10 protein-coding genes are annotated in these 12,185 nt (G+C 49.5%); 8 read left to right on the forward strand and 2 right to left on the reverse strand.

All coding sequences use genetic code 11. The features are described 5' to 3' along the window. Nucleotides 1-13: 13 nt before the first annotated feature. From AC50Y3_RS05910 to AC50Y3_RS05925, 4 genes are all read left to right on the forward strand, one after another. Entirely contained in the window at nt 14-517 is a 504-nt protein-coding gene (locus tag AC50Y3_RS05910; RefSeq protein ID WP_494817853.1) for a hypothetical protein, read from the forward strand. Continuing rightward, on the forward strand, nt 514-1,173 hold the full coding sequence (locus AC50Y3_RS05915) for a hypothetical protein (RefSeq protein ID WP_494817854.1): 660 nt from the start codon (nt 514-516) through the stop codon (nt 1,171-1,173). Before AC50Y3_RS05910 ends, AC50Y3_RS05915 begins: the two co-directional genes overlap by 4 nt. A gap of 24 nt (nt 1,174-1,197) precedes the next feature. Beyond that, a complete protein-coding gene (locus AC50Y3_RS05920; protein ID WP_494817855.1) occupies nt 1,198-1,713 on the forward strand; it encodes a DNA topology modulation protein in 516 nt (171 codons plus the stop codon). A 145-nt stretch (nt 1,714-1,858) separates the two neighbouring features. Continuing rightward, nucleotides 1,859-2,590: an AAA family ATPase gene (locus AC50Y3_RS05925; RefSeq protein WP_494817856.1), complete on the forward strand. Its 732-nt coding sequence runs from the start codon at nt 1,859-1,861 to the stop codon at nt 2,588-2,590. 53 nt (nt 2,591-2,643) lie between these two features. Here the strand turns inward: AC50Y3_RS05925 and AC50Y3_RS05930 are convergent, their stop codons facing one another. Continuing rightward, on the reverse strand, nt 2,644-3,654 hold the full coding sequence (locus AC50Y3_RS05930; RefSeq protein WP_494817857.1) for a LysM peptidoglycan-binding domain-containing protein: 1,011 nt from the start codon (nt 3,652-3,654) through the stop codon (nt 2,644-2,646). A 292-nt stretch (nt 3,655-3,946) separates the two neighbouring features. Between AC50Y3_RS05930 and AC50Y3_RS05935 the strand changes: the two genes are divergently transcribed. The 4 genes from AC50Y3_RS05935 to AC50Y3_RS05950 are packed head-to-tail and all read left to right on the forward strand — an operon-like array spanning nt 3,947 to nt 11,203. Continuing rightward, on the forward strand, nt 3,947-4,369 hold the full coding sequence (locus tag AC50Y3_RS05935) for a hypothetical protein (protein WP_494817858.1): 423 nt from the start codon (nt 3,947-3,949) through the stop codon (nt 4,367-4,369). A gap of 18 nt (nt 4,370-4,387) precedes the next feature. Then, nucleotides 4,388-9,364: a DUF4132 domain-containing protein gene (locus AC50Y3_RS05940; RefSeq protein WP_494817859.1), complete on the forward strand. Its 4,977-nt coding sequence runs from the start codon at nt 4,388-4,390 to the stop codon at nt 9,362-9,364. Nucleotides 9,365-9,418: 54 nt separating this feature from the next. Further along, entirely contained in the window at nt 9,419-10,345 is a 927-nt protein-coding gene (locus AC50Y3_RS05945; protein ID WP_494817860.1) for a phosphotransferase family protein, read from the forward strand. 36 nt (nt 10,346-10,381) lie between these two features. Then, nucleotides 10,382-11,203 carry a GNAT family N-acetyltransferase gene (locus AC50Y3_RS05950; RefSeq protein WP_494817861.1) on the forward strand — a complete coding sequence of 274 codons (822 nt, stop codon included), beginning with the start codon at nt 10,382-10,384 and terminating at the stop codon, nt 11,201-11,203. Nucleotides 11,204-11,691: 488 nt separating this feature from the next. Here the strand turns inward: AC50Y3_RS05950 and AC50Y3_RS05955 are convergent, their stop codons facing one another. After that, entirely contained in the window at nt 11,692-12,159 is a 468-nt protein-coding gene (locus AC50Y3_RS05955) for a DinB family protein (RefSeq protein ID WP_494817862.1), read from the reverse strand. Between the last annotated feature and the right edge of the window lie 26 nt (nt 12,160-12,185).

Below are 12,185 nucleotides of genomic sequence, written 5' to 3' on the forward strand. Positions count from 1 at the left end.
AGAAGAAGACAAGATGGATAAGTTATTTGTGAAAATGTCCAATCCGGCGTCATATGAATTCATTTACCAAGAGGAAGTACCACAAGGAAGGATACTTCTGTATAAAGATGAAACAGGTTTCCGGCATGCGTTCTACTCCAATGAACAAGGGTATTGGAATAGTAGTGGGAATGTGGAGGGGAATCCTATAGAAGGGTTCAATTGGGGAATGACGAATGATCCGCATATCCCTAAGTTCACTATGGCAGGGGTCATTACGGATAACGATATACAGAGCGTAGTGGTTAAGCAGCTAACCGTAAGCCAAGAGGCAAAAATCATCACGACCTCACAAGGCCGATACTGGTTTGCTTATTTCGATAATCTGGAAGCCCCTCCTGTGAATGGACCGGATCCGCTCAAAATTGAAGCTTCTGGAGCGGACGGTCAAATCATATGGAAAACGGGCATTTACGATGGACAGTTGTTCTCGGGCAGGGTAAGTAACAAGGAGGCAGGCGGGGAGAGCAATCCATGAAAAAATGGTTAGTTGGGATCGTAATCAGCTGTGTGCTTGTTGGTGGAGCGGGCGTAATCGTTGCATCGCAGCAGACAGAAGTCATAGTAGCCAGAGTTTATGGGTATGGCACATCTCCCGAAGGGAACAGCATCTCAATCAGTCCCTATGGCGATCGGATGATACCTTGCAGTTACGAGCAGTTGGGCACGGTAGGTGACGATTCCTATATCAATGTTTCGTATTCCGTCGTTTACGAGCAGAACAGATGGTTCAACAACAACCCGCACATTGTGAAAATCCTTCGATTCGAAAGACCTTTTCCAGATAAACAAAACGCGCAGGTCCATGGTTTCTATTACAGACTAGTGGACGAATCGCTCGAAGCGATAAATGATGATACTTCCGTATTCACCAGATTGGTTGAGAAACGTGAGGACTACAATAACCTTGCTGACCTAGTTCCGCAATCCATTGTTATTCCTCATGCGAATGACATTAAGCAGGCACGGCAGTGGGTGGAGCAGCAGCATCCGGAGTTTCTGCAGCTGATGGATCAAACGGTCGTCGAAGCATCGGTACGAAGTAGTTGGAAGCGGGACGATTATAAGCAGGTGTATAGCAGTGCATCACCTGAGGGATATTCGACTGAGGATTTCATTAGCAGTACGTCTTAGCAAGATCGCTTTGTGGAGGGCAACATGAAGAAAATCATTTTAATCGGTTCCGGTGGGTCCGGGAAATCAACTTTAGCTCGCAAACTGGGTGAGCTTCTGTCGATCGAGGTTCATCATCTTGATGCGCTATTATGGAAACCGGACTGGGTTGCTGTTCCCAGAGAGGAGCAACTAACAATCCAAGAAGAATTGATCGGTCGCGACAGCTGGATTATCGATGGCAATTATGGAGGCACCTTGAATAGGCGGATAAAGGCAGCGGACACCATCATATTTGTTGACCTGTCCAGGTGGATCTGTCTTTACCGTGTATTCAAAAGAAGATTCCAGTATCGTCATACGAAGAGGATAGATATGGCTGAGGGCTGTGAAGAGAGAGTCACTCTCCATTTTTTAAGGTGGGTCTGGGAATATCCTGCAAAACAAAAACCGAAGATTATGGAGCAGCTCATGAAGCTGTCGAATGACAAAAACATCGTTGTGTTAAAAACTCCGGGCGAAGTTCGATTGTTCTTGGAGCGTATAGATCGGGAGCAGTAATCATCATCATGATGTTCAGATGGCAGCGCCGGTTCTGGATGAAGAGCAGAAACCATAGTTCCAAGAAGCCCTTATCAAGTGGTATCCGGCGGGCCATGCCTGGCTGCAAAGCTTGAATGAATGAATGGTATTGGAGTTGAAGTCGATGTACCTGCGCAGTCTCGAACTGATTAGGAATGAAGAAACAGATTCGAAGCGGTATCCGTTCTCGATACCTGCTTTACGGTATTTGAAGTCATTGTCTTTCCGGGCAAACGTGACCTTTCTGGTAGGGGAAAATGGTTCGGGGAAATCCACGCTTCTGGAAGCGATCGCGTTTCAATGTGGATTTAACACGGCCGGCGGTGGACGGAACAATAACTATGATGTGGATGCCTCGCATTCCATACTTGGTGAACATATTCGACTGTCGTGGATGCCGAAGATTACGAATGGCTTCTTCCTGCGAGCAGAAACGTTTTATCAATTCGCCTCTCACATCGATTCGATGCCGGATAGTTTCGGTCCTTACGGAGGTCGTTCATTGCATAAGCAGTCGCATGGTGAAGCGTTCTTGTCGCTGTTCCAGCATCGGTTTGGCAAGAAAGCGATCTATCTGCTCGATGAGCCCGAGGCAGCGTTATCGCCTGCAAGGCAGCTGGCTTTGATGCGAGTCATTAAGGATTTGGAAGAGGATGCTCAGTTTATTATCGCGACGCACTCCCCGATTCTTCTTGGTTATCCGGATGCGCAGATCGTGAACTTCGATGTACATCCCATTGAGGAAATCAGGTATGAGGATACGCTGCATTACATCCTTACAAGGCGGTTTCTTGAGAATAGAAAGACGGTTCTGGATGAATTGTTTGAGGATTCGGATGAAGATTACGATGAGTGATCGTGCTCTTGGGGCAAAGTGAAGGACTGCCCATGTAATGGCAGTCCCTCGGATTAAGCTTTAAGATAAGGAATTTTCAACACATCGCCGGCTTTGATATCGTCGTTATTTGCCAGATGGTTGGTTTGTGCGATGTTTACGGCGTACTTGGTGGAACCGTAGTGTTTCCGCGAGATGCTCGTGAGCGTCTCTCCCTGCTGCACCGTATGAGTGGCAAGCGGCTTCACGGCCGGAATGGCCGGAATGAGCAACGAGCTTCCCGCGATCAGATTCTTGTTAGGATCGAGCTTATTTTGCTTCGCGATCAACGCTACATATTTCTTCGTTTGATAGAACTGCAGTGAAATATTAGACAAGGTATCGCCGGTGCGGACCAAATAGGTTGCCGGTAGTGTGACCTTGGAGTAGTCCATGTTCTGCGGCTTAGCAGCCGTTGATCCGGCAGTCGAAGATAACGCTGGAATCTTGATGGTATCCCCTGCGACCATATCATTGATAAATACAATATGGTTGTATTCCGCCAAGCGGGCGACGTACTGCTTCGAATGATAGAATTTCATCGATATAGAGGAAAGCGTGTCCCCTTCTTTGAGAACATAGATCATCGGGTATTTTGCAGGCTTGGCAGTTGAGTTTGATGAAGGCTTACTAGCTGGTTTACTAGTTTGGGCAACCTTAATCTCCGGCTTCGAAACGGACGGTTTCTCCGGCGTGACAGCAGGCTTCACAGCAGCTTCTTGATCACCTTTGACTGAAGATTCGGGTTTCGTAGTCGTTGTAGTCGTGTTAGATGATTTCCCGGGAGCAGGCGCTAACTGATGAACAACCTTGCCGCCGTCAGTCTTGGTAGTCGTGTCCCCATCCTTAATCACTTGAATGCCCACAGGATCATTCCCTGTCGCGGCTTGCTTCGGTTTGGAGCCGGATTGAGCTGCATAAATGCTATACAGAATTCCGCTAATCAATAGAATGCCGGCTGTTGCCTGGAGTATTAGCACCGTGCTTTTCTTCCGCTTACGAGCGGCTCTGGGTTGAAAATCGCTTCCTTTCGCGTCTTTGTTCAAAGTGCATACTTCCTTTCGTGTTCAGAATCTCTTTCATTTCCTTTATCTTACTATACTTATTCGTCTCGAAACGGAACATCGGTGAAATCAGGTGATTGGCACTAGACCGGGGCAGGAGAATGCACCTAATTGCAAGATCGACCTATGATTCTGAGGCCGACCATCACGGGGCAAATGGCGGAAATTCGGGCATCTGGAGTAGTTCATAGTGGTCATGGGAGAGGAATTAATCGGAACGCTGCGAAATAAATAGAAGGCTTATTATAACGAATAATCAGATTGGGGCAATGTGATGCAAATACTCATTATGGTCAAGCAAATCGGTAAACGTAAGCCAATCCTTGGTGAAATGGCCATGCAATTGCCTCACCCGCCGACAACTCTGAAAGAGCTGATTACACAAATCGTTACGCTCGAAGTGCAGCGGTATAACAGTGGTGATGCTGCTCAGTCGAAGGTGCTGACCGCGTTGACGGAGGAACAAATTGCGGATCAACTGGAGTCCGGTAAAGTGGGATTCGGTGCGAGGTATAACCCGAATCAACAAGACTTCGTTCAGGCTGTAGACAATGCTTGTCTCAGCTACAAGGACGGTCTCTATAAAGTGTTTATTAATGAGCGTGAGATAGAGAAGCTGGATGCACCTATTCAGCTGCAAGGCAACGACCGAATTATGTTTATACGATTGACGATGCTTGCTGGGCGAATGTGGTAATAAAGGGGAGCGGGAACGATGCAATGGACGAAAGATCAGTTGGAGAAGATGAAGCAGTATTTTGATCAGAAACGGGATGATTTGAATCGTCTGCCTGCTGCTCAGCGGGAGATGGCCACCGTCATCATGGATTGTTATAGAAGTGAGTATGTTTCATTCGATAAGTACACCAAGCTGAGACAAGCCTTGCTGTCAGAGTCGCACACCCAGGTTACGGATGTGTTCTCAGGCGATCAATTCGAGGTGCTGCGTTTTCTGCTGGGTGATCCACTCGCGGCAGCGTTCAAGAAAATATGGGACCGCTGCAGTCTGTATCCGTTCTCGATGGGTTATCTTAGGCGATCATTCCGGACGAACCGCGCTTCGGGGGTATACCTCGAGTCGAATTTGGACCGGTTAGGGTATGCGCTACGTTTTGTTGCGATGGGATATTCTACCTCGCAGCTTGAAGTTGTAGTAGTTGAATCGGAGACAGCCGACTATCCGTATTTGCATAACTATATTGCTTTGGAGATTGATGAGGGAAATGACGCACTACTCCAGCAGTTGAAAGAAGTCATTTACAGCGAGAACAATACGGCTGTCGTTACCCGCAACATCATCAAAGGAATGCTCATGAGCCGCAATCCGGAAGCACATGCCATCATTGGGGAATTGCTGCTGGCCGCCAAGCTGCAAGAGGGTTTGCGCCAGACGATTACGGAATGTATGGACGAAGCCAGCAGAGAAGGGTTCATCTACATCCTAGGCATCATTATCGAGCATGAGTTAAGCCGGTTCTCATCCATCATTCGTGCGTTTGATGTGTGGACAGGCTTGGCACTGGAAGCGCAAAAGCCGGCGGTCATTAAGAAATGTCTGAAAGCCGCTTACGATTGTTTGACGAACGAGGCTGCCCTTCTCGAATGCCTGGAAAGCGAGGACAGCCAGCTGCTGTACGTCGGACTATGGGCTACTGCCGTTGATGAATTGATGGATACCGAAGCGAAAATCATGGCGTTAAGGGAATCCGGCTCCAAATACAAGCAAATTACTGCCCTGCAATTCTTAGCTCAGACTCAGTTTGCAGCATTCCAACACCAGATCGCCGCTGGCTTCTTGGACAGCCCGGATCTGGAAGTCCTTGCTTGGGTGCTGCCCAATTTGTTCAGTGATGTCTCAAGCTACAATTTAAACCACCGACTGCTGGGGCAAGAGGATTTTCAACAGTATGTCGTCACGGATAGAGCGATGTTTGGTCAATTGCAGCACATCCTGGGCCGGATGCCGAAGAAGGAAGTGACCTATTCAAACAGCGCTCTGTCCTTCAGCCGGACCGTGTCAACCGATCAGATATGCGCACTCATGTTAATCGTGGCTTATATTCACAGTGATCAAGAGATGTTCGATATCATGCTCGATTACCGGGACAAAATGAATGTGGATACACGTTCCACGCTCGTTCATATTTGCCTCGAGAGACCGCAAACCGAGAAGCAGCGTCAAGCGTTGATTGAAGCGTTAGGCGACAAGGGTTCGGAAGTACGCCAGGCAGCGCAGCGAAGCGTGGAGCTCTTACAGCTAAGCGATGAGGAATATAGCTGGGTGGAAGAATTGCTTCAGTATAAAGCGGGTGATCTCCGTAAAGCGGTCATTCAATTGCTGCTCAAGCAGGAGCCGGAACAGCTGAAAGGGACGATCGAGCGTCTGCTGTCGGATAAGAAAGAGGACAAGCGCTTGGGCGGACTCGATATGGTTCTGAACCTGAAGGAAGACGAGAAGAGGCTGCCTGTTTATGAGCAATGCGTCGCGCTGTTGAGGGACAAGGATGCGATTAAGCGATCTTCGAGGGAGCTTGTTCTGATCGAGCGAATTACGGGGACGGTTGAGGTGGAATATAGTCCGGAGAATGGTTATGGACTCTATGACCCGCAGCAGCTCCAACAGCTGCCTGAGCTAAAGCCATGGCCGGGTGCCTCGCTTCAGGACATCTTGACATCAAGTGCCGAGGAAATTCATGATCTGCTGGAAAGCTGGCGTGACCTCATCCATGAGTATCGGGATTATGAATACGAGACTGAGGAGTATGACGGCAGCCGCGGCAAAATCGTACTTGGCACACAACAATGGGGAATGCGTGCTCTGGTAAACTCGCATAATAAGGGTCCTGCCGTATTGAATGATTACCCATTGGCAGACGTGTGGCGCAGCTTCGCCCAGAACAAGGGCCTCGATACGAAGCGCATTCTTGAGCTGCTTTTCTATTACGATATCTGCACAAGAAGATACGGAACGTCGCTCAGCGACTTTTCGGCCCATTTTCAAATCTCGCATGTCTTGCAGATGCTTTCGCCATCCGTTATCAGTGCGGTAGCGAAGTGGCTCGGGGACATGCAGTATGAGCGTCTCATCTACAGCCTCCTGAAAGCTATGTTTAATGAGTGTGATCCGCGTGAGCGATTCGTACTGACACACAATGCGTCGCTTGCGATATATGAAGGTATTCTGATCGATCAACAAAGTGAGTACGTCACGCAGCATCCAAGCTTGGAGATTCAGCAGCCATACCGCTCACAGGTAGTGAGATTCACGGAGATCATGACGACAGAGGAAGTCTCGTTCTGGTATTCCGAAATGGCCGGCGTTTATAACGACGAAGAGGATATGTTCCGGGCTGGGTTTGCGCTGCTCTACCATTATGAACGTTTGGAGGAACAATCGGATCGTCACGTAGTGGGGTTGCCTTCTTTTGCCAAGGCGTATGAGTCCGGCTTCATTACGACCAATGAATTGTATAAGGAACTGCTCGGCAGGCGGAGCAGCCCTGATCATATCAACACGATTACGAATGAGCATCGCCATCAGCGCGAACAGCTGCTTCTGTATCCGCAAGCGGAGCTAATCGGCAGATTGGCAGTGGAGCGGATTGTTGAAATCGAGCTGCAGCGCGGGGATAGCGACACAGCGGTCAGCTATCTGGCCCAGCGTATTAACAAATACGAGGGTATGCAGTATTTTGTCGGCTGTTTGCTCAGTTTGGGGAATAAGGAGAAGCTGGCACGCGGGTATTTCTATGCTTGGGGAGGCGGGCAAACGAAGAAGGATATGATCAGCCATCTGCTGAAGTGCTGCTATCCGAAGCCGGACGACGATGCCAATACATTAAGAGGACTGCTGGAAGGCCGCGATATTTCCGAGATTAGACTGATCGAGGCGGCCATGTATGCCCCGCAATGGGTGGAAATTATCGCCGATTACTTAGGCTGGGAAGGGCTGGCTTCTGCTTGCTGGTATTTCCATGCGCATGTGAACCAGCATTTCTCTACGGATAAAGAAACGATGGTTGCGCGGTATTCGCCGATCTCGGCGATTGATTTTAATGAAGGGGCCTTCGATATTAACTGGTTCTTCGAAGCCTACGAGACCATTGGGGAACAACGCTTCCAACTGGTCTATGACAGCGCCAAATATATTGCAGATGGTGCGAACCATAAGCGGTCTCAGTTATTTTGCGATGCCGTGCTCGGCAGGTTGGATGCGGAAGTCATTGAGGGCGAGCTTTCGAGCAAACGAAACAAGAATCATGTGCTGTGCTACGGCTTGATTCCGTTCGCCAACGATAATCGGAAGGCCGAGCTTATTCACCGTTATGAAGTACTGCAGCAATTTGCCAAAGAGAGCAAGCAGTTCGGCGCACTGCGGCGAGACAGCGAGTCGAAGGCGGTGAACATTGCGCTGGACAATTTGGCCCGTAACGCCGGATATTCCGATGTAATCCGCATGACGTGGAATGTGGAAGCGGAGAAATTCAAGCAAATTGCGGCCAGCTTCGAGCCGGTTACGGTACAAGAGTGGCAGCTTTGCCTGGTGATGGATGAGAGGGGCAAAGCCTCGGTATCCATTACGAAGGATGGCAAGCCGGTGAAGACGATTCCGTCCAAGCTGAAGAATGATGAAACGCTGGCAGGCTTGAAAGAATTGCAGACCTCATTGAGAGATCAGCATAAACGCGCGCGCGCCGCACTGGAGAGAGCGATGGTGCTGGAAGAGGCGTTCACCGCCGAAGAGCTGAGCCTCATTCAAACCAACAAAGTGATCGAGCCATTGTTAAAGGATCTGTTGTTTAAGTCCGCGGATGCGATTGGATTCTTCGAACAAGGGGAATTGCGGGACATTAGCGGGAACGTCATTCCATTGGATGCGGCTGAGGAAGTGCTGATCGCGCATCCGGTTCATTTGTACGAGAGCGGAGCATGGGCGGCGTATCAGAAGGTTGTCATTGAGCAGCAAATCGTACAGCCCTTCAAGCAAGTGTTTCGGGAGCTGTACCGCCCGAATGCGGATGAATTGCTGGAAGGGGTTCGTTCCAGACGTTATGACGGGCACCAGATTCAACCTAGAAAAGCAGCATCGCTGCTGAAATCCCGTCAGTGGACGGCGAGCTATGAAGAGGGATTGCAGAAGGTGTATCATAAGCAAAATATCGTGGTGACCCTGTATGCCTTGGCAGACTGGTTCTCGCCGGCCGAGGTAGAAGCGCCGACAATTGAAACGGTAGCTTTTTATAAGCGCAAAACAGGCGAACCGATGCATTTGGCCGATATTCCGAAGGTGATCTTCTCCGAAGTGATGCGCGACGTTGATCTGGTTGTCAGTGTGGCTCATGTCGGCGGCGTTGATCCGGAGGCAAGCCTATCGACCGTGGAGATGCGGGCAGCGATGGTACGCGAGCTTGTTCCGATTCTGAAGCTGGACAATGTAGTGATCAAAGGCTCTCATGCGCATATCCAAGGAGCCTTAGGCGAATATACCGTTCATCTGGGCAGCGGTATGGTGCATCAAATGGCCAGCGGGAGTTTGCACATCTTACCGGTGCACGCGCAGCATCGCGGCAGGATCTTCTTGCCCTTTGTCGATGAAGATCCGCGGACAGCGGAAATTATGTCGAAGGTCCTGCTGCTTGCTGAGGACCGTAAGCTGAAGGATCCGACTATTTTGGAACAGATTAAGAGATAGAGAAAAAGAGATCATAGTCGCTGACAAAACAGCGCAGCCAGAGGAGGTTCTAACGTGACCGCATACGAAAAGCCAACTTTAGCTCTCGCTGATATAGAGGAAGTATTGAGAGCTCATCTGGGATCAGGGGCGGCTAAGATAACGCCAATGACTGGCGGCAACTTGAGCAGTGTGTACTCCTTCATGCATGAAGGAAAGGGACATGTCATTAAATTCAGTGACATGGCAGGGGCTTACGAAACGGATCGCTATATTTCGAACCTGCTATCTAGCCAGGGAATACCGTTCCCGCGGTTTCTTGGACAAGGGAAGGTCGGGCATCTGGGATACGTGATCATAGAGCGAATCGAAGGCGGTAATTTTGCAGAATGTACCTGGGAGCAGCAGATGAACCAGCTTCCGGAGCTGATACGGCTCCTAACTCGAGTTAACCATGTCGAGCTGGGCTCAACAAGCGGCTATGGGTGGATCAAACCTACGGGCGATGGTACCTTTCATACGTGGAAGGATTATCTGGTCGATGTATTCGCGGAGGATCAAACGGGGAACTTCTGGGAGAATTGGTATGACCTCTTTCAAACGACTTGCTTGGAGAAAGATGTGTTCGATGAGTGCTACAGCCGTTTGATGGCCTATTCGAGCTACAATGAGCCGCACCGGCATTTTATTCATGGGGATTTTCACCAATGGAATATTTTATCCGATGGTAAGCGTATCACCGGCATCATTGACGGTAATTGCGCATACGGAGACTTTCTCGTAGATCTGGCGATACTTGATAGACATATGGCAGGTCTTGAAGTGATTCAAGCTTATCAAGCTTATCAAGAGCAGGCCGGAATTACGATACCGGATTTCAAGGAGAGATTGATCGGCGCGTATTATTTTAAAGGAATGGATGGACTTCGTTTCTATGCGAAAATGGGATGGAACGATGCCTATCAATCGACTCGCGAGTTTCTTCTAGACTTGAGTAAGTAATATCGAGCAACCCTACGGACGGACAAAGGAGAAAATATGTTAACGACTGGGCAATTACTAGCTGTCGAACAATTGCAGATCGAGTGTGAAGCTTATGATCATGTCCAGCTGAAGCTCAACTGGGAAATGCTTAGAGAACGCGATTCTGACCAGCTCGACTTGTTTCATTATGAAAATGAACAGCTTGTAGCGTTTGTAGGCCTGTATGCGTTTGGGTCAACGGTCGAAGTATGCGGCATGGTGAAACCCAGTGAACGACGGAAGGGGCATTTCCAGCGCTTGTTCCGGCAAGCGATGGAGAAGGTCGAGCAGAACGGATTCAAGAGAATCTTGTTGAACGCGCCTGCGGGATCAGATACGGCAAAAGCTTTCTTGAGGAAACAAGGTGCCGAGTATGCATTCTCGGAGCATCAAATGGAGTGGCGAGAAAAGCCTCTTGGCGAAACGGACGGCATTATTCTGAGGCCAGCGACGCTGGAAGATTACGAACTGCGTGTACGCATATCCGTTCTGGCATTCGGAGATGACGAAGCAGATGCCCGAGCGATGGAGAGTCACGTTTATGCGGGGAACACCGATGTGTTTATGATTGACGTGAACGAAGACACGGTAGGCAAGATCCGGGTGAGCCGCGAAGAGGAGCAAGCATGGATTTATGGATTTGCCATTCTACCTGAACACCAAGGTAAAGGGATAGGCAGCAAAGTATTACGCCGGGTCGTTAAAGAGCAAAGCGAAGCCGGCTACTCGGTACACTTAGAAGTCGAAACGAAGAATGACCATGCTCTAAGGTTATATGAATCGGTTGGATTCAAAGTGGTGCACGCACAGGATTACTATAGCTACCGCTGGGATTAAACTCTAACGAACCGTACGGCGCTTATTTGCCTCAGTTTAGCTCCAAAAAAATGCTAACGAACCGTAGGGGCACTATTCGGCGGTTTGTGGGGAAATTAGAGCGGATTTTGAGGTAATAAGGCCTCTACGTTTCGTTAGATTCTCAGAGGCTAGAAAACAGACCGAATAAAGGCCTGTACGGTTCGTTAGCTTGTCGCGGAAAACTCTAACGAACCGTACGGCGCTTATTTGCTTCAAAATAGCTCCAAAAAAATGCTAACGAACCGTAGAGGCACTATTCGGCGGTTTGTGGGGAAATTAGAGCGGATTTTGAGGTAATAAGGCCTCTACGGTTCGTTAGATTCTCGGAGGCGAGAAAACCGGCCGAATAAGGCCTGTACGGTTCGTTAGCTTGTCGCAGAATACTCTAACGAACCGTACAGCATGGCCATCGATTTCATGTATTGAGCATAGAAGTAGGGCTGCCCCTCGGCAGCCCTTCTTAACTATCATCCCCCGCCAAGTCGCGCATATAGGATGTAATCCACAGCCTTCGGATCAGCCCCGCTCTGGCGGAGCAGCGTGTTGATCTGGCCGCGGTGGTACTGACCGTGCAGGGCGACATGGATCAAGATGTCACGAGTCGAAGTCTCAAACGGTGCTCCGGCTTGGCTGCGATACGCTACCAAATTGTCTAGCTCCTCTTCGGGTAAGGCGCTTAGCCAAGCTTGGTAGCCACTTCCGTTCGCCTCGATCAGCGCTTCGCAGTCGAGCGAGTCCACATCGTCCACCCACAGAACGATACCTTCACTGCTCTCGCCGCGCAGCCGGGTCAGCCAGATGCGCTCCGCCTGGAGTACGTGCAGAAACAGTAGCATTGCTTTGCTCGCTTCATCTTTCGGCGCGGCTCGCAGCGCTTCAAGCAGTTGGCGGTTTGCCCAATCCATATGTGCGAATAGATTTCGAATCGTTTGCATGAAATCGACCTCCGTTATGCTTTGAT

This window comes from Paenibacillus sp. J22R98 (assembly GCF_059383835.1).